The sequence below is a fragment of the Acidovorax sp. HDW3 genome, from assembly GCF_011303755.1.
In the GTDB taxonomy this organism is placed as follows: domain Bacteria; phylum Pseudomonadota; class Gammaproteobacteria; order Burkholderiales; family Burkholderiaceae_C; genus Paenacidovorax.
Genome location: NZ_CP049885.1, coordinates 258935 through 276000, shown reverse-complemented (window position 1 = coordinate 276000; position 17066 = coordinate 258935). Strand labels below are relative to the sequence as shown.

Annotated in this window: 15 protein-coding genes; 3 read left to right on the top strand and 12 right to left on the bottom strand. The window is 66.5% G+C overall.

What is annotated here, in order from left to right; all coding sequences use genetic code 11:
* Positions 1 to 11 precede the first annotated feature (11 nt).
* Positions 12 to 965: a glycine--tRNA ligase subunit alpha gene (gene glyQ / locus G7045_RS01200; protein WP_166156156.1), complete on the bottom strand. Its 954-nt coding sequence runs from the start codon at positions 963 to 965 to the stop codon at positions 12 to 14.
* Positions 966 to 1103: 138 nt separating this feature from the next.
* On the opposite strand from glyQ, the gene G7045_RS01195 reads away from it, so the two are divergent.
* Positions 1104 to 2198, top strand: coding sequence for a DUF3592 domain-containing protein (locus G7045_RS01195; protein ID WP_166156153.1), 1095 nt, complete (start codon positions 1104 to 1106; stop codon positions 2196 to 2198).
* 95 nt (positions 2199 to 2293) lie between these two features.
* Here G7045_RS01195 and G7045_RS01190 read toward each other — a convergent pair whose 3' ends face one another.
* The 11 genes from G7045_RS01190 to G7045_RS01140 form a co-directional block, all read right to left on the bottom strand.
* A complete protein-coding gene (locus G7045_RS01190; protein WP_166156150.1) occupies positions 2294 to 3217 on the bottom strand; it encodes a lipase secretion chaperone in 924 nt (307 codons plus the stop codon).
* Entirely contained in the window at positions 3217 to 4152 is a 936-nt protein-coding gene (locus G7045_RS01185; protein ID WP_166156147.1) for a triacylglycerol lipase, read from the bottom strand. Before G7045_RS01185 ends, G7045_RS01190 begins: the two co-directional genes overlap by 1 nt.
* 191 nt (positions 4153 to 4343) lie before the next feature.
* Entirely contained in the window at positions 4344 to 5741 is a 1398-nt protein-coding gene (lpdA, locus tag G7045_RS01180) for a dihydrolipoyl dehydrogenase (protein ID WP_166156144.1), read from the bottom strand.
* A gap of 16 nt (positions 5742 to 5757) precedes the next feature.
* Complete coding sequence (locus tag G7045_RS01175; RefSeq protein ID WP_166156141.1) at positions 5758 to 7065, bottom strand: dihydrolipoamide acetyltransferase family protein; 1308 nt, start codon at positions 7063 to 7065, stop codon at positions 5758 to 5760.
* A 4-nt stretch (positions 7066 to 7069) separates the two neighbouring features.
* On the bottom strand, positions 7070 to 8104 hold the full coding sequence (locus tag G7045_RS01170; RefSeq protein ID WP_240919247.1) for an alpha-ketoacid dehydrogenase subunit beta: 1035 nt from the start codon (positions 8102 to 8104) through the stop codon (positions 7070 to 7072).
* 3 nt (positions 8105 to 8107) lie between these two features.
* Positions 8108 to 9343, bottom strand: a complete 1236-nt coding sequence (locus tag G7045_RS01165; protein ID WP_166156138.1) for a 3-methyl-2-oxobutanoate dehydrogenase (2-methylpropanoyl-transferring) subunit alpha — start codon at positions 9341 to 9343, stop codon at positions 8108 to 8110.
* 172 nt (positions 9344 to 9515) lie between these two features.
* Entirely contained in the window at positions 9516 to 10739 is a 1224-nt protein-coding gene (gene fabB, locus G7045_RS01160) for a beta-ketoacyl-ACP synthase I (RefSeq protein ID WP_166156136.1), read from the bottom strand.
* Entirely contained in the window at positions 10736 to 11260 is a 525-nt protein-coding gene (gene fabA / locus G7045_RS01155; RefSeq protein ID WP_166156133.1) for a bifunctional 3-hydroxydecanoyl-ACP dehydratase/trans-2-decenoyl-ACP isomerase, read from the bottom strand. The genes fabB and fabA overlap by 4 nt, the downstream gene beginning before the upstream one ends.
* Positions 11261 to 11358: 98 nt before the next feature.
* On the bottom strand, positions 11359 to 12939 hold the full coding sequence (lnt, locus tag G7045_RS01150; protein ID WP_166156130.1) for an apolipoprotein N-acyltransferase: 1581 nt from the start codon (positions 12937 to 12939) through the stop codon (positions 11359 to 11361).
* On the bottom strand, positions 12939 to 13817 hold the full coding sequence (locus G7045_RS01145; protein ID WP_166156127.1) for an HlyC/CorC family transporter: 879 nt from the start codon (positions 13815 to 13817) through the stop codon (positions 12939 to 12941). Before G7045_RS01145 ends, lnt begins: the two co-directional genes overlap by 1 nt.
* A gap of 89 nt (positions 13818 to 13906) precedes the next feature.
* A complete protein-coding gene (locus G7045_RS01140) occupies positions 13907 to 14638 on the bottom strand; it encodes a GNAT family N-acetyltransferase (protein WP_166160309.1) in 732 nt (243 codons plus the stop codon).
* A gap of 219 nt (positions 14639 to 14857) precedes the next feature.
* Here G7045_RS01140 and G7045_RS01135 point away from each other — a divergent pair, with 219 nt between their 5' ends.
* Positions 14858 to 15793 carry a triacylglycerol lipase gene (locus tag G7045_RS01135; RefSeq protein ID WP_166156124.1) on the top strand — a complete coding sequence of 312 codons (936 nt, stop codon included), beginning with the start codon at positions 14858 to 14860 and terminating at the stop codon, positions 15791 to 15793.
* Positions 15794 to 15925: 132 nt separating this feature from the next.
* Positions 15926 to 17053, top strand: coding sequence for a 4-hydroxyphenylpyruvate dioxygenase (hppD, locus tag G7045_RS01130; RefSeq protein ID WP_166156121.1), 1128 nt, complete (start codon positions 15926 to 15928; stop codon positions 17051 to 17053).
* The last annotated feature ends 13 nt before the right edge of the window (positions 17054 to 17066 follow it).

Below are 17066 nucleotides of genomic sequence, written 5' to 3'. Positions count from 1 at the left end.
TTCTCTCCGGCTCAGGCGGCTTTTTTGCTTTGTTGTTCGGCGGCCTTGGCCAGCTCGGCCAGCACCTCATCGGCATGTGCGCGCGGCGCCATGGGAAAACCCAGGCGCGCGCGGCTGTCGAGGTAGCTCTTGCCCACGGCGCGCGCCAGGTTGCGGATGCGGCCAATGTAGGCGGCGCGCTCGGTGACGCTGATCGCCCCGCGCGCATCGAGCAGGTTGAAGGTGTGCGCGGCCTTCAAGACCTGCTCGTAGGCGGGCAGCGCCAGCTGCTCGGCCATCAAATGCTGGGCCTGCTTCTCATACGCGCCAAAGGCGGTGAACAAAAAGTCGGCGTCGGAATGCTCGAAGTTGTAGGTGGACTGCTCGACCTCGTTCTGGTGGTACACGTCGCCATAACTCAACTTGGATCCATCAGGCCCTTCCGTCCAGGTCAGGTTGTAGACGTTGTCCACGCCCTGCAGGTACATGGCCAGGCGTTCCAGACCGTAGGTGATCTCGCCGGTGGCGGGCTTGCAGTCGATGCCGGCCACCTGCTGGAAGTAGGTGAACTGCGTCACTTCCATGCCGTTGAGCCAGACTTCCCAGCCCAGGCCCCAGGCACCGAGCGTGGGGTTCTCCCAGTCGTCCTCGACGAAGCGGATGTCGTTCTTCTTCAGATCAAAGCCCAGCGCTTCGAGGCTGCCCAGGTACAGCTCCAGGATGTTGGCCGGCGCGGGCTTCAGGACCACCTGGAACTGGTAGTAGTGCTGCAGGCGGTTGGGGTTGTCGCCGTAGCGCCCGTCCTTGGGGCGGCGGCTGGGCTGCACGTAGGCGGCGCGCCAAGGCTCGGGGCCGATGGCGCGCAAAAAGGTGGCGGTGTGCGAAGTGCCGGCGCCGACCTCCATGTCGTAGGGCTGCAAAAGCGCGCAACCCTGGTCGGCCCAGTAGGACTGGAGTTTGAGGATGATTTGTTGGAAGGTGAGCATGGCGGGCAATCCGGTAGGCGTGCCATGAAAACGCACGCGAACCGGACATTTTAGGGCGCCCTGGGCGCCCTCTGCTGCGGGCGCCACCGCGATCGCCCCCATGCAGGCCATGGCAGCTGCGGCGTAAGCTCTGCAGCCATGGCCCATACCCCACCGACTGCCTCGCGCACTGGCCGCTGGCTGCTGACCCTGTTTGCCCTGCCCTTTGCCGCCATTGGCCTGGGCATGTTGCTGCTGAGCGTGCTGCCCACGCTGTACGACTGGGCGCGTATGCAATTTTGGGAGCCGGTGCCAGCGCAGCTGCTGGTGGCCGAGCTGCGCAAAAAGAGCGGGAGCAAGTCCAGCACCACCTACCTGGCCCATGCCCAATACCGCTATCTTTTTGCCGGCCAGCCCTACGCCGGGCAGCGCGTGGCCATTGGCGGCGGGGCGGACAACATTGGCAATTTTCAGCAGCAGCTGGGCCAGCGACTGGAGCAGGCCCTGGCGCAGGGCGCGCCGGTGACGGCCTGGGTCAACCCCAGCGCCCCGCATGAAGCGGTGCTCGACCGCAGCCTGCGCCCCGGGCTGCTGGCCTTCAAGCTGGTGTTTGTGGTGATGTTTGGCGGTGCGGGGATCGCCATACTGGTGTTTGCCTGGCGCTACAACGCAACAGAGCAGGCCGAAGATCAACCCACCCCCACACCGGCGCCAGCGTACACCGCGCAGGGCTTGGCCCTGGAGGATCTGTGCCAACTCACGCCCTACCCCGGCGGCCTGCAGCTGCAGCAAAAGACGAGCCGCCATGGGCGCCGGCCCTTGTTTTCGCTGGCGCTCACCGGGATGGTTTTTCTGGGGATGCAGCAGTGGATGCGCGGCGCCACGCCGGGGTGGTTTGCCGTGGTGTTTGGCCTGGCTGGGGGCAGCGCGGTGTTGCTGGCCTTGTTTCGCCTGGCGCACAGCCGCGTGGTGCTCCTCGGCCAGCAAGGGCTGCGGATTGAGCAGCGCCTCTTGGGCCTGCCGCTGCGCTGGCAGCAATGGCCGCCGCAGGCACTGATTCACCTGGCGTTGCAACCGCATTACACCCTGCACCAAACCCGCCGCAGCATTGCGTACTACCGAGTGCTGGCCCAGTTAGACAACGGCGCGACGGTGACGCTCGCCAGCGCCCTGCCCGCACAGCACCTGGGCCAGCAGCTGCTGCGCCGGTTGGTGCAGGAAACGGGCTACCCCATCGCCCCCCAGCGGAAATAAAAACAGCGCAAGCACTATATTTTTGATAGCTGCTTGCGCTGACCAACAAAGGGATAGAGCCCTTATTTACTATTTTTCTTCTTTGCCTGCTTTGCCTACTTTGCCTCTTTGCGCATTCGCAGCGCTGCGTCCAGGCGCAGCTGCTCCTGGGGGGTGAACAGGCGTTCGCGCAGCTGCGCCAGACTGGCGCTGTCTTGACCCTGGGCCTGGGCGTATTGCGCCACGCGGGCCTGCCAAGCGCGCTCTTGCTGGTCGAGCTGGGCCAGGCGCTGGGCGGCTTCGTCACCGTAGGCGCTGCTGCGCTGGGCCAGGCGCGTGGCGTCGTCAGTGCCTTGTTGCTCAAAAGCGGCGGTTTGGGTGACCGCATCCAAAGCCGCCTGGGCCTGGGCGCGGGCAGCGCGCTCGGCGGGGGCGAGCAGGGCTTGGGCCTCTTGCAAGGCTTGCTGCTTTTGCGCCGGAGACAAGTCGGGATTGCCGGCAATGTCCAGGCGCGCGAGGGTGTAGTCGTCGAGCTGCTGCTGGTCGCTAAACAAGACGTCGTACTCCTCGGCGTCAAAGTGCTTGAGCTGCACCTGGCGCAGCTTGGCCAGGGATTGGCGCAGGGCGTCGGGGTCTTGCAAGTCCTTGGGCGGCTCAACCTGCTGCAAGCCTTCGCGGTAGTCCAGGTAACGCACCATCAGCGCCTGGGCGGCTTCGGTGTACGGCGGTGGAAAGTGCTGCGCCGCCAGCGCTTGCAGCCGCTGCCGCAAGGTGGCGCGGTCGCCGCTGGGGTCGGCAGCGAGCAGCCAGGCTTCGAGGGCGTAGCGCAGGCCGGGGCGGCGCAGCAGCGCCTCATGGGCCTGCTGCTCTACCGGTGAGCGCTGCGCCCGCGCCTGCTCTGCAGCGCCAGAGGCGGGCGCCGCAGCGCCGCCCAGCCCTGAATACACATCGGGCAGCGCCTGCGGCGCCAGCCACCACCACAGCACGGCGGCCCCGACAAGGCCGGCGGCGCCATACCGCCACAGTCGCTGGATCGCCATCACAGCCCCTGGGCTTGCAGGCGATGGGCGTGCTCGCGGTACAGCACCACGGGGTCGGGCGAGAACAGGCCGCGCAGCCCCAGCACCTGGTTGACTTCGTCAAAGTGGTTGTGGGCGTAAGTGCCAATCGTTTTGCCCAGGCGCGAGGAGCACACCGGCACCTGGCCGTCGTTGGGCTCGCTGAACAGCAGGCTCGTGGCCGTCAGCATGGCGTCGCTGGGATCGAGCAAGTTGGTGCTGGGCTTGTTGCCCGTCCAGGAGTAATAGCGCACGCCATCGACCAGCTCGGCGCCATCGCCGCAGCCACTGGTGGGCACGCCGGCGTTAAAGCGCTGGTTAAAGCGCAGGGAGCCGGCGGTGCTCAAAGATTCAAGCGCCGCCACGTGGTTTTGGGGCAGGTTTTTATTGCCCGTGCCCAGGTTGACCAAGCCCGTCAAGGCGCTCATGGCACCGGTGACGACTTTTTCCTGCACGCTGCCATGGGGGGCCAGGCCCAAGATCACATCGACCAGGCGCGTGCCCCGGTTGGGGCCGGCCACCGACGTGATGGAGGCCACCAGCTGCGGCGCCACGCCGGCCACGTAGCGCACGGTCGGGCCGCCGTGCGAGTGGCCAATCAGGTTGACTTTTTGTGCGCCAGTGAGGGCCAAAATGGTTTTGACCTGGGCCAGCAGCTGCTCGCCGCGCACTTCGGTGCTGTTGTCTGCCGAGACCTGGGCCACATAAACCTGGGCACCGCCTTGGCGCAGCGCCTGGGGGATGCCGTAGAAATAGTCCACGCCCAAGATGGTGTCAAAACCAAACAGGCCGTGCACCAGCACGATGGGGTTGCGCGTTTGCGTGTAGTTGTTGCCGGCTTGGGCAACGGGCCACAGCGCCAGGCAGGCAGCGGCCAAGGCCAGGCCACGCAGGGCGCGGCGCAGAAATCGGGTCATGAAAGCCTCCTTGTGTTGTAAGCGCAAAAAAGAACGAACGTTCGTTTCGCCAATTCATTATTACGAACACAAAAACCGCCCAAAACTAGTGAAACCCCGGCTTGTCGGCACACAAAAAAGCGCAAGCAGCTATACTTTTTATAGCTGCTTGCGCTTGATGGGCGGGCCTTAGAGCCCGATTTCACTGCAAATCAGATGTGCAGCGCATGGCCCAGCGCCTTGAGCGCCGCCTCCTGCACCGCCTCGCCCAGCGTGGGGTGGGCGTGGATGGTGTGGGCCACGTCCTCCAGGCGCGCGCCCATCTCGATGGACTGGCCAAAGGCGGCGGCGAGTTCGGCCACGCCCTGCCCCACGGCCTGCCAGCCGAGGATGAGGTGGTCGCTCTCGCGTGCCACCACGCGCACAAAGCCGCCGGTGGCTTCGAGCGTCATGGCGCGGCCATTGGCGGCGAAGGGGAAGGCGGCATCGATGCAGGCGATGCCAGCGGCACGGGCCTCGCCCGGGGTTTTGCCGACGACGACGACCTCCGGGTCGGTAAAGCACACGGCGGGAATGGCCATGGGCTCGAAGCGCCGGTTTTGCCCGGCGATCTGCTCGGCCACGCATTCGCCCTGCGCCATGGCGCGGTGCGCCAGCATGGGCTCGCCCGTCACGTCGCCAATGGCCCAGACGTTGCGCATGGAGGTTTTGCAGTGCGCGTCGATGGCGATGTGGCGCCCGGCCATGTCCAGCTGCAAACCTTCCAGCCCAAAGCCCGTGGTGCGCGGCCTGCGGCCGACGGCGACGAGCACGCGGTCGGCGGGCAGGGCAAAGTCCTCGGCGCGGGCGTCGATACGCACGTGCACGCCGTGCTGCGCGTCCCAGCCCGCCACGCTGCAGCCCAGGTGCAGCACGACGCCGCTTTTTTGCAGCGCGTCCAGCACGGGCTGGGTCAGCTCCTCGTCGTAGCTCGGCAGCACGCGCTGCGCGGCTTCGACCACGGTGACTTCCGCGCCCAGCTTGCGGTAGGCCATGCCCAGTTCGAGCCCGATGTAGCCCGCACCGACGACGACCAGGCGTTTGGGGATGGCGTCGGGCGAGAGCGCGTCGGTCGATGACCAGATCGCGCCGCCAAACGGCATGGACGGCAGCTCCACCGGCGTGGAGCCGGTGGCCAGCAGCAGGTGCTCGCAGTGCACGCGCTGGGTCTGGCCGTCGGCCAGGGTGACGGTGACGGTCTTGCCGTCCTCTATCTGCGCCCAGCCCCTCTGCACCTGCACGCCCGCCTTGCGCAGCAGGCCGCCGACACCGCCGGTCAGGCGCTGCACGATGCCGTCCTTCCAGCGCACGGTTTGCGCGATGTCGATCTGCGGCTCCTGCACGCGGATGCCGGTTTTGGAGCCGCCCGCCTGCTGGCGGGCATGCGCAAACTCGTGCGCGGCGTGGATCAGCGCCTTGGACGGAATGCAGCCGATATTGAGGCACGTGCCGCCCAGGCTCGCGCCTTCGACCAGCACGGTCGGAATGCCCAACTGACCGGCGCGGATACCGGCCACGTAGCCGCCGGGGCCGCCGCCGAGGATGAGCAGCTTGGTGGTGATTTCTTTCATGTTCTTGCCTCCCGGTTCAGTCCACAAACAGCAGCGCCGGGGTTTCCAGCAGGGCGCGCACGGCCTGGATGAAGCGCGCCGCGTCCATGCCATCGACCACGCGGTGGTCAAACGAGGACGACAGGTTCATGAGCTGGCGCGCCACCACCTGGCCACCGCGCAGCATGGGGCGCTCGATCATGCGGTTCACGCCGACGATGGCCACCTCGGGGTGGTTGATGACGGGTGTGGAAACGATGCCGCCCAGCGCCCCCAGGCTGGTGAGGGTGATGGTGGAGCCCGAAAGCTCCTCGCGCGCCAGCTTGCCGTTCTTGGCCCCCTCGGCCAGGCGGGCGATGCCGGCGGCGCATTGCCACAGGTCCAGGCTTTCGGCGTGGCGCAGCACGGGCACCATCAGGCCGGCGTCGGTCTGCGCGGCAATGCCCAGGTGCACGGCCTCGTAGCGCGTGATCTGCCCCGCGTCGTCGTCGTAGCGGACGTTGATCTGCGGAAAATCGCGCAAGCAGCACACCATGGCGCGCGCCAGCAGGGGCAGCAGCGTGAGCTTGCCGCGCTGCGCGCCGTGCATCTGGTTGAGCCGCTGGCGCAAGGCTTCGAGCTCGGTCACATCCACTTCTTCGACGTAGCTGAAATGCGGGATACGGCGCTTGGCCTCCTGCATTTTTTGCGCAATCTTGCGGCGCAGGCCGATGACGGGGATGTGCTCCTCGCCGTGGCGCTCGGCGTACTGCGTGCGGCCCACGCCCTGGGGCTGGCCGCCGTGGGCGGCGTAGGCGTCCAGGTCGGCATGGGCAATGCGCCCGGCCGGGCCGCTACCGTGCACGTAGCGCAGGTCGATCCCCATGTCCTGCGCACGGCGGCGCACGGCGGGCGAGGCCAGGGGGCGTTCGCCCTCTTTGCGCGCGCTGGCCGTGGGGCGCAGGGCGCTGGCCGGGCGGGGCGCTGGCACGGGCACGGGCACAGGCGCTGTGGCGGGCACGGGTGCAGCGGCAGGCGCGGCCTGCTGTTTTGCTACTGTATTGATAGCTGCTTGCGCTGTATGGACGGGCGCTGGAGCCGAATTTTCCTTGAAGTTTCCAGCGCCTTCCACCTCCAGCCGCACCAGTTCAGCGCCCACGGCGATGACCTGGCCGACCTGGCAGCCCAGCGCCAGCACCTTGCCCGTGACGGGCGAGGGCACTTCGACGGTGGCCTTGTCCGTCATCACATCGGCCAGGTGCTGGTCTTCGGCAACGCTGTCGCCCACCTGCACGTTCCAGCCCACCAGTTCCACTTCGGCAATGCCCTCGCCAATATCGGGCACGCGGATCACGTAAATACCCATGGTGTCAGGCCTCCACAGTGCGCTTGAGGGCCTCGGCCACGCGGGCCGGGCCGGGGAAGTAAGCCCATTCCTGGGCGTGCGGGTAGGGGGTGTCCCAGCCGGTCACGCGCTCGATGGGGGCTTCGAGCTGGTAGAAGCAGTGCTCTTGCACCAACGCCACCAGTTCAGCACCAAAACCGCTGGTGCGCGTGGCCTCGTGCACCACGACGCAGCGACCGGTTTTTTGCACCGAGGTGACGATGGCGTCCAGGTCCAGCGGCCAGAGGCTGCGCAGGTCGATGATTTCGGCGTCGATACCGGATTCGCGCGCCGCCGCCTCGGCCACCCAGACCATGGTGCCGTAGGCCAGCACCGTCACGGCCTTGCCGGGGCGGAACACCGCCGCCTTATCGAGCGGCACCTGGTAGTAGCCCTCGGACACGCGGCCCATGTCGTGCTTGGACCAGGGCACGACGGGTTTGTCGTGGTGGCCGTCGAACGGGCCGTTGTACAGGCGCTTGGGCTCCAGGAAGATGACCGGGTCGTCGCATTCCATGGAGGCAATGAGCAGGCCCTTGGCGTCGTAGGGGTTGCTGGGCATGACCGTGCGCAGGCCGCTGACGTGGGTGAACACCGCCTCGGGGCTTTGGCTGTGCGTTTGCCCGCCGTAAATGCCGCCGCCGCAGGGCATACGGATGGTGATGGGGGCAAAAAAATCGCCCGCCGAGCGGTGGCGCAGGCGCGCCAGCTCGGAGACGATCTGGTCGTAGGCCGGATAGACGTAATCGGCAAACTGGATTTCCACCGCCGGGCGCAGGCCGTAGGCGGCCATGCCGATGGCGGTGCCGACGATGCCGGCCTCGGAAATCGGTGCGTCAAAGCAACGCGTCTTGCCGTACTTGGCCTGCAGCCCTTCGGTGACGCGGAACACGCCGCCGAAATAGCCCACGTCTTCGCCATAGACGATGACGTTGTCGTCCTTGGCCATCATCACGTCCAGCCCCGAGCGCAGGGCGGCAATCATGCTCATGGGAACCTGGTTGTCCTTGTGTTCTGCCATGGCTTACACCCCCATCTGCTGGCGCTGGCGGCGCAGGTGCTCCGGCAGCTCTTTGTACACATCGTCGAAGATGGTCGCGGCGCTGGGCACGCGGCCATCGAGCAGGCTGCCGTAGCTCTCGGCTTCTTTTTGCGCGGCCAGAATTTCGGCCTCCAGCTCCTTGTGCGCCGCTTCGTGCTGCGCCTCGCTCCACTCGCCAATGGCGATCAGGTGCTGTTTCAGGCGCTCGATCGGGTCGCCCAGCGGGAAGCGCTGCCAGTCGTCGGCAGGGCGGTATTTGCTCGGGTCGTCGGAGGTGGAATGGGGCCCGGCGCGGTAGGTTTCCCACTCGATCAGCGTCGGGCCGTTGTTGCTGCGCGCACGCTCGGCCGCCCATTGCGAGGCGGCGTACACGGCCAGAAAGTCGTTGCCATCGACGCGCAGCGAGGCAATGCCCACGCCCACGCCGCGCTGGGCAAAGGTCGTGCCCTCGCCACCGGCGATGGACTGGAAGCTCGAAATCGCCCACTGGTTGTTGACCACGTTGATGATGACCGGCGCGCGGTACACGTGGGCAAAGGTGAGCGCGGTGTGAAAGTCGCTCTCCGCCGTCGAACCATCGCCAATCCAGGCTGAGGCAATTTTGGTATCGCCCTTGATGGCCGACGCCATGGCCCAGCCCACGGCCTGCGGCACCTGCGTGGCCAGGTTGCCGGAGATGGAGAAAAAGCCCGCGCGCTTGTACGAGTACATCACCGGCAACTGGCGGCCCTTGTTCGGGTCGCGCACATTGCTCATGAGCTGGCACATCATCTCGACCATGGAGATGTCGTCGCGCGCCAGCAGCAGCCCCTGCTGGCGGTAGGTGGGAAAGCACATGTCGCCGTCCTGCAGCGCCAGCGAGTGCGCCACGGCAATGGCCTCCTCGCCCAGGCACTGCATGTAGAACGAGAGCTTTTTCTGCCGCTGCGCCAGCACCATGCGGGCATCGAAAAGGCGCGTTTTCATCATCGCCCGCAGGCCCCGGCGCAGACGCTCGGGGTGGATGGCGGGGGCCCAGGGGCCAACGGCCTTGCCGTCATCATCGAGCACGCGCACCAGGCTGGTGGCCAGGTCGGCGGTGTCGGCGGGGGCGGTGTCGGTGGGGGGTTTGCGTACGCTGCCAGCGGGGGAGATGCTGAGGTACGAGAAGTCGGTCTTGCAGCCCGGCCTGCCAGTAGGCTCGGGTACGTGCAGCCGCAACGGGGTATGCGGGGTCATCCACGGTCTCCTTGCATCCGATCGTGTCGGACGCGGTGCTAGGAACAGGACAGGACGCGCCAGATCATGGCGCACTGTCCCGGTGCGCCAATGCGCTGCCGTGGATTCTAGAAGCGGGGGCTGCCGCGCCACCCCCGGATTTGCCCCGGGGAAACCCGGGGCGGCAGTGGCCTCAGGCGCCCTGCCAGCGGCGCAGCACCAGGCTGGCGTTGGTGCCGCCAAAGCCAAAGCTGTTGGAGAGCACCTGCGTGAGCTGTGCGTCGCGGGTTTGCGTGACCAGGGGCATGTCGCCCAGCGCCGGGTCGGGCGTCTCGACGTTGACCGAACCGGCGATGAAGCCCTTGTTCAGCATGATGAGGCAGTAGATCGCCTCCTGCACGCCGGTGGCGCCCAGCGAGTGGCCGGTGAGCGACTTGGTGCTGGAGAACGGCGGCACGGCATCGCCAAACACCGCGCGCATGGCGCGCACTTCCTGCATGTCGCCCACGGGCGTGGAGGTGCCGTGGGTGTTGATGTAGTCGATCGGCCCGGCCAGGCCCGCCATGGCCTGCTGCATACAGGCGATGGCGCCCTCGCCCGAGGGTGCGACCATGTCCTCGCCGTCGCTGGTGGCGCCAAAGCCGACCACTTCGGCCAGGATGGTGGCGCCGCGTGCCTGGGCGTGCTCCAGGCTTTCGAGCACCACGGCGCCGCCGCCGCCGGCGATGACAAAACCGTCGCGGTTTTCGTCGTAGGCGCGCGCGGCCTTCTCGGGCGTGGCGTTGTACTTGCTGGACATGGCGCCCATGCCGTCAAACAGCAGGCTCATGCCCCAGGAGAGTTCCTCGCCGCCGCCGGCGAACATCACGTCCTGCATTCCCCAGGCGATCTGCTGCGCCGCCGCGCCAATGCAGTGCGCCGACGTGGAGCAGGCCGAGGTGATGGAGTAGTTGATGCCCTTGACCTTGAAGTTGGTCGCCAGGCAGGCCGACACGGTGCTGCTCATGCAGCGCGTGACCTGGTAGGGGCCGACGCGGCGTATGCCTTTTTCGCGCAGGGTGTCGGCGGCCTCGATCTGGTTGGCCGGCGAGCCGCCGCCCGAGCCCATGATGAGGCCGGTGCGCGGGTGACTGACCTGTTCGGGCGTGAGGCCCGATTGCGCGATGGCGTCTTCCAGCGCAATCTGCGCGTAGGCGGCAGCGTCGCCCATGAAGCGCAGTTGCTTGCGGTCGATGCGCGCCTCGATGTCGATGTCCGGCACGCCCGCCACCTGGCTGCGCAGCCCCATCTCGGTCATTTTTTCTACGGCCTTGATGCCGCTGGTGCCGGCACGCAGCGCGGCCTCCACCGTGGCCAGGTCGTTGCCAATGCAGGAGACGATGCCTGCGCCTGTGATGACGACGCGCCGGGTGTTCATGCTGCTTCCTTCGCTGGATCGCCCTCGCGCAGGAACAGGCCCACGCGCAAATCGTTGGCGACGTAAATTTCCTTGCCATCGGCCAAGAGGCGCGCGTCGCCAATGGCCATGTTGAGCTTGCGCTTGATGACGCGCTTGATGTCGATCTCGTAGGTGACGAGCTTCACGTCGGGCCCGACCTCGCCGGTGAACTTGACCTCGCCTGCACCCAGGGCGCGGCCCCGGCCCGGCAGGCGCAGCCAGGTGAGGTAAAAGCCGATGAGCTGCCACATGGCGTCCAGCCCCAGGCAGCCGGGCATGACCGGGTCGCCCTGGAAATGGCAGGCAAAAAACCACAGATCAGGCTTGACGTCGAGCTCAGCGACGATTTTCCCCAGGCCGTGCGCGCCGCCATCGGCGTCGATGTGCGTGATGCGATCGAACATCAGCATCGGCGGCAGGGGCAGGCGCCCGCTGTCGGGGGTGAACAACCGGCCCTCACCGGAAGCAATCAGTTGTTCGTACGAAAAGGATTCAGCCATTGTCAGTCGCGCTCCAAAGGGGTGGTGGGAGCACCCCGGTTGCCTAAAAAACTGTCCAAGTGTGCCGCAGGCCGAACCTGCAGCGCAGCCCCCTATTATCAAAGCAAGTGCAGGCCCTGCCCACAATTGCGCCGCGCACGTCCGCAGCAGGCCCACAGCGGCACGCCCAGCGCCAGCGCCCACAGCGGCGCCAGCCCCCAGCGCGCCGCCCAGCGCGCGTACGGCGTGAGGCCGCCCTGGCCCTGCACCTGGCCCTGCAGCACGGCGCGGGTGTGCGCGGGCAGCAGCGCCTGCACCTGGCCCCGGTGGTCGATGATGGCGGTGGCGCCGGTGTTGGTGGCGCGCAGCATGGGGCGCTCGAATTCGAGCGCGCGCATCTGGCTGATCGCCAGGTGCTGCGCAACCGCCAGGCTGTCGCCAAACCAGGCGATGTTGCTGAGGTTGACAAAAATCGTCGGCGCCTGCGCCGGGTCGGCAAAGCGCGCCGCCAGCTCCTCGCCAAACAGGTCTTCGTAGCAGATGTTGGGCGCCAGGCGCTGGTCCAGCCAGGCCATGGACGGCTGGCCCAGGCCGCCCCGGCGAAAGTCGCCCAACGGAATGTTCATGCGCTCGGTAAACCAGCGAAACAGCGGCGGAATGAACTCGCCAAACGGCACCAGGTGGTGCTTGTCGTAGCGGTACGTTTGCAGCTGCTGCGGCGACCAGCCGAGCACCGAATTGGTGTAGCCCTGGGCGAAGCTGCCCAGCGGAATGCCCACCAGCGCCGCCTGGCGGTGGTCCGGGCGCTCGTAGCGCGCCTGCAGCGCCTCCAGGTAACCGGGCGGCAGCTGCTGCGCCAGCATGGGGATGGCCGTCTCGGGTGCCACCACCAGCTGCGCGTCTTGCGCGCGCAGCTGCTGGCCGTACCAGGCCAGGGCCTCGGGTACGCCGCTGCCGGGCTCGAACTTGCGATCCTGGGCGATGTTGCCCTGCAGCAGCGCCACGCTCAGGGGCGCACCCACGGCCTGCGGCTGCGCCCATGCCGCCTGGCGCTGCTGCGCCGCCGCCGCCAACACCAGCACCAGCGCCAGCGCTGCCGCCCAGGCGCCAGGGCGGCGCAAATCGGCCCCGCGCAGCTGCGCCAGCGCCATGGCCAACAACGCCGCCACAAAGCCAATGCCATACACCCCCACCGCGCGCGCCAGCGGCGCCAGCGGCCCATCCAAATGAGCGTAGCCGCCTGCGCCCCAAGGGAAACCCGTCCAGAGCCACCCCCGCGCCAGTTCGGCGAGCAGCCAAAGCGCTGCAAAAATAATAGCTGCTTGCGCTTTACCAGTGCGCCTTAGAGCCCAAAAACACCCTGAAACGAGGGCGTAGTAGGTGGCCAAAAATGCCGCCAGTGCCAACACCGCCAGCGCGGCCAGCGGCGCGGCCAGGCCGCCGTATTCGTGCAGGGAGATAAACAGCCACCAGAAGCTGCCCACCAGCCAGGCAGTGGCAAACAGGCCACCGCGCGCTGCAGCCTGCCAGGCGCTGCGGCTGTCGCACAGCAGCCAGGCGCATACGGCAAGCGAGGCAATTTGCAGCCACCACAGCGGCGTGCCGCTGCCGGGCCAGGCGATCGACCAGGCTTGCAGCAAGCCCGCTCCCAGGGGCCAGAGCCAGTTGCGTGCCCCGCGCCCCGCCACCGAGCGCCACATCAGGCACTGCCCGCAGGCTCACCCGCCACCGGCGCCACCTTGAACCAGCGCACGGCCCCGCCCTTGGTGTGCAGCACGACAAAGCGCAGGCCAGCCATGTCCACCTGCTCGCCGCGCTTGGGCACGTGGCCAATCTCGTGCGCAATCAGGCCACCGATGGTGTCGAAGTCTTCCTCCGGGTCGCTGCTGCGGATGGCAACGCCAAAGGCTTCGGCGACGCGCGCCACCGGCGTGTCGCCGGAGACGCGAAAGGTATGGTCGGCCAGGGCAAAGATGTCGCCCTCGTCCTCGGCAATGTCGAATTCGTCCTCGATCTCGCCCACGATCTGCTCGATCACGTCCTCGATGGTGACCAGGCCGGCGACGCGGCCAAACTCGTCGATGACGATGGCCTGGTGGTTGCGCGTGCCGCGAAACTCGCGCAGCAGGTCGTTCAGGCCCTTGCTCTCGGGCACGAACACCGCCGGGCGCAGCAGCGCGCGCAGGTTCAGGGCGGGAGATCGCTGCAGCTTGAGCAGGTCTTTGGCCAGCAGCGTGCCAATGATGTTTTCACGCTCGTCCTGGTACACCGGAAAGCGCGAATGCGCGGTGCGGATGACGAGCTGCAAGATGTCGTCGAACGGCGCGTCGATGTTGACGCAGTCCATGCGCGGTGCAGCCACCATGACGTCACCCGCCGTCATGTCGGCCATGCGGATCACGCGTTCGAGCATGACGCGGGCGTCGGCGCCGATGATCTCGTTGTCCTCGGCGTCGGCCAGGGTTTCGATCAGCTCGTCCTTGGAATCCGGGCCGGGATGGATGAATTCGGCTACGCGCTGGAAGAACGAGCGCTTGTCTTCTTTTTCTGGAAGACGCGCAGAAGAGGGTTCAGACACTGCGACAGGGTGCAGGACATGCAGGTTGTGGAACAAGCCCGCTAGTGTAGTGGCGTCGTGTTGCGCCCCCTGCCGCGCACAGCGGCAACTTACTCCGCCGCCTGGTGGCGCCCGTCGCGCACGCTCTGGCGCACCTGCTGCACCTGCGTGAGCACGTCCCAGAACTGCTTGGCCTGTTTTTTCAGCGAATAGTCGATCTCGGCAAACTGCTGCTCCACCAGCTGCGCCATGCGCGAGTCCAGGCTCGCGGGCGGCAGCTGCAGGTGTGCCTCGGACTCCGAGCCGTCGCGCTCGACGGTGGCGCCCGCCTTGCGCGCAATCTTGAGCATGGCGGTGTTCTCCGACAGGGCGTGGATGAACAACATGCTCACGCCCTCGTTGCGTGCGTGCATCACCGCGCGATCGAACAGGCGCGCGCCGTAGCCCCGGCCACGCGCTTTTTTCAGCACCGAGACGCCAAACTCGGCGCACTGGTTGGTGCCAGGCTGGTCGGAATAGGCCACGTGCGCCATCGCCACCAGCTCCAGGCGGCGGTTGAAGATGCCAAAAATCTCATCGCGCACGAAGTTCAGGTTCTGCGCGTAGCGGCGCACCTGGTCGTCGTTGGCGGCGTAGCCAAAGCGCAGATAGCGGTCTTGCGGTTCGAGCTGCATCAGGTGGTCTTCGATGCGCTGGCGGTGGTGCTCGCCCAGCGAGCGGATCGGCACCATCACCGGCACCAGCGACTGGTGCTCCTGGTGCGCGCGCAGGCCCTCCAGCGGGCGCAGCCAGCTGCGCCCAGCGTTGTAAGAGGCTTCAATCCAGTCTTTGGTAGCGATCATCATGGGTGCACTATAGGGTTTTCCCCTAGAGTCTCCAAACTAAATGCTGCAATGCAACATATCACGTAAGGGCATTGCCGAAGCCCGAAGTCACGCACACAAACTCCGGCCAAGCCAGCGGGTTTTCACCACATTTGGCTCAACCCCGCCCTGGCCACAATCTACTCCGCAGAAATGCACGGTCGTTCGTTTTTATTCAATTCACACAAGGAGACAAAGATGACCGCTTTCCTTCGCCGCGCCCTGCGTGGCCTGGCCCTGGCCGCTGCCTGCCTGGCGCTGTGGCCTGCTGCCCAGGCTGCCAACAACTACACGCAGACGCGTTACCCCATCGTGCTGGTGCATGGCCTGTTTGGCTTTGACTCTGTGCTGGGGATTGATTACTTCTACGGCATTCCGCAGGCACTGCGCCAAGGTGGAGCCCAAGTCTATGTGGCCCAAGTCTCGGCCGCCAACAGCTCCGAGGTGCGCGGCGAGCAGCTGCTGGCCCAGGTCAAAACCATTTTGGCCCTCACCGGCGCGCAAAAGGTCAACCTGATTGGCCACTCGCACGGCGGCCCGACCACGCGCTATGTGGCGGGTGTGGCACCAGAGCTGGTGGCCTCCGTCACGTCGGTGGCCGGCGTGAACCGGGGCTCGCGCGTGGCCGACGTCGTGCGCGGCGTGGCCCCCGCCGGCAGCGTGACGGAAAAAATCGCCGCCGGCGCCGCCAAGGCCCTGGCCGATCTGATCAACTTCACCTCGGGCGGTAAAAATCTGCCCCAAGTGCCCGTGGCTGCACTCAACTCCCTGACCACCGCAGGCTCCGCCCGCTTCAACCAAAACTTTGGTGCCGGCGTGCCCACCAGCGGCTGCGGCGACGGTGCCGAGCTGGTCAACGGCGTGCGCTACTACTCCTGGACCGGCAACAAAACCATCACCAACTTGCTCGACCCGAGCGACCTGCCGCTGGCCCTGACGGGGCTGGTCTTTGGCGAGGCCAACGACGGCCTGGTGTCCGTGTGCTCCTCGCGCCTGGGCAAAACGATTGGCACCTACGGCCAGAACCACCTCGACGAAGTCAACCAGATGCTGGGCCTGCGCGACCTGTTTGTTGCCAACCCAGTCACCCTGTTCCGCGAGCAAGCCCATCGCCTGCAAGCCCAGGGGCTTTAAGCAACGCTGAAAAAGCCCCTGCCTGCTACCGCAATGGCAGCAGGTTTCTGACTAAGGTTCCTCCGGATGCGCAGGCTCCACGCACGCACGCATACTGCGGCGCACCACCTGCACCACCGCTACGGAGACACCATGCCCGCACCCTTGCCACAAGCAAGCGCACCGTCGGTTGCCACCTGGGACAACCCCATGGGCACCGACGGTTTTGAATTCATCGAATACGCGGCCCCCGACCCGGCCGCCATGGGCCGGTCTTTCGAGGCCATGGGCTTCAAGGCCGTGGCGCGGCACCGGCACAAGAACGTGCTGCTGTACCGCCAGGGCGAGATCAACTTCCTCATCAACGCCGAGCCCGATTCGTTCGCGCAGCGTTTTGCGCGCCTGCACGGCCCCAGCGTGTGCGCCATCGCCTTTCGCGTGCACGACGCCAAGGCCGCCTACGAGCGCGCCCTCACCCTGGGCGCCTGGGGTTTTGCCGGCCAGGCCGGGCCGGGCGAGCTGAACATTCCGGCCATCAAGGGCATTGGCGACAGCCTGATCTACCTGGTGGACCGCTGGCGCGGCAAGGGCGGCGCGCAGCCCGGCGACATCGGCAACATCGGCTTCTTCGATGTCGATTTCGTGCCCCTGCCCGGCATCGGCACCGAGGACATGCTCGCCCCCAAGGGCCATGGCCTGACCTATATCGACCACCTCACGCACAACGTGCACCGGGGCCGCATGGCCGAGTGGGCCGATTTTTACGAACGCCTGTTCAACTTCCGCGAAATCCGCTACTTCGACATCGAGGGCCAGGTCACGGGCGTGAAAAGCAAGGCCATGACCAGCCCCTGCGGCAAGATCCGCATCCCCATCAACGAAGAAGGCAAGGACAAGCCCGGCCAGATCCAGGAATACCTGGACATGTACAAGGGCGAGGGCATACAACACATCGCCATGGGCTCGGACGACCTGTACGCCACGGTCGATGGCCTCAAGGCCAGCGGCGTGCGCTTGCTCGACACGCCCGACACCTACTACGAGCTGATCGAACAACGCATCCCCGGCCACGGCGAACCGCTGGACGCCCTGCAGACGCGAAAAATCCTCATTGACGGCAAAAAAGACGCGCTGCTGCTGCAAATCTTCAGCGAGAACCAGCTTGGCCCCATCTTCTTCGAGTTCATCCAAAGAAAGGGCGACGAGGGCTTTGGCAACGGCAACTTCAAGGCGCTGTTCGAGAGCATAGAGCTCGACCAGATACGCCGGGGCGTGCTGTAAAAACCGCGCACAC

Bases quoted from the DNA above. Each gene is read 5' to 3' on its own strand.
- glyQ (WP_166156156.1), bottom strand. From the start codon at position 965: ATGCTCACCTTCCAACAAATCATCCTCAAACTCCAGTCCTACTGGGCC.
- G7045_RS01195 (WP_166156153.1), top strand. From the start codon at position 1,104: ATGGCCCATACCCCACCGACTGCCTCGCGCACTGGCCGCTGGCTGCTG.
- G7045_RS01190 (WP_166156150.1), bottom strand. From the start codon at position 3,217: ATGGCGATCCAGCGACTGTGGCGGTATGGCGCCGCCGGCCTTGTCGGG.
- G7045_RS01185 (WP_166156147.1), bottom strand. From the start codon at position 4,152: ATGACCCGATTTCTGCGCCGCGCCCTGCGTGGCCTGGCCTTGGCCGCT.
- lpdA (WP_166156144.1), bottom strand. From the start codon at position 5,741: ATGAAAGAAATCACCACCAAGCTGCTCATCCTCGGCGGCGGCCCCGGC.
- G7045_RS01175 (WP_166156141.1), bottom strand. From the start codon at position 7,065: ATGGGTATTTACGTGATCCGCGTGCCCGATATTGGCGAGGGCATTGCC.
- G7045_RS01170 (WP_240919247.1), bottom strand. From the start codon at position 8,104: ATGGCAGAACACAAGGACAACCAGGTTCCCATGAGCATGATTGCCGCC.
- G7045_RS01165 (WP_166156138.1), bottom strand. From the start codon at position 9,343: ATGACCCCGCATACCCCGTTGCGGCTGCACGTACCCGAGCCTACTGGC.
- fabB (WP_166156136.1), bottom strand. From the start codon at position 10,739: ATGAACACCCGGCGCGTCGTCATCACAGGCGCAGGCATCGTCTCCTGC.
- fabA (WP_166156133.1), bottom strand. From the start codon at position 11,260: ATGGCTGAATCCTTTTCGTACGAACAACTGATTGCTTCCGGTGAGGGC.
- lnt (WP_166156130.1), bottom strand. From the start codon at position 12,939: ATGTGGCGCTCGGTGGCGGGGCGCGGGGCACGCAACTGGCTCTGGCCC.
- G7045_RS01140 (WP_166160309.1), bottom strand. From the start codon at position 14,638: ATGATCGCTACCAAAGACTGGATTGAAGCCTCTTACAACGCTGGGCGC.
- G7045_RS01135 (WP_166156124.1), top strand. From the start codon at position 14,858: ATGACCGCTTTCCTTCGCCGCGCCCTGCGTGGCCTGGCCCTGGCCGCT.
- hppD (WP_166156121.1), top strand. From the start codon at position 15,926: ATGCCCGCACCCTTGCCACAAGCAAGCGCACCGTCGGTTGCCACCTGG.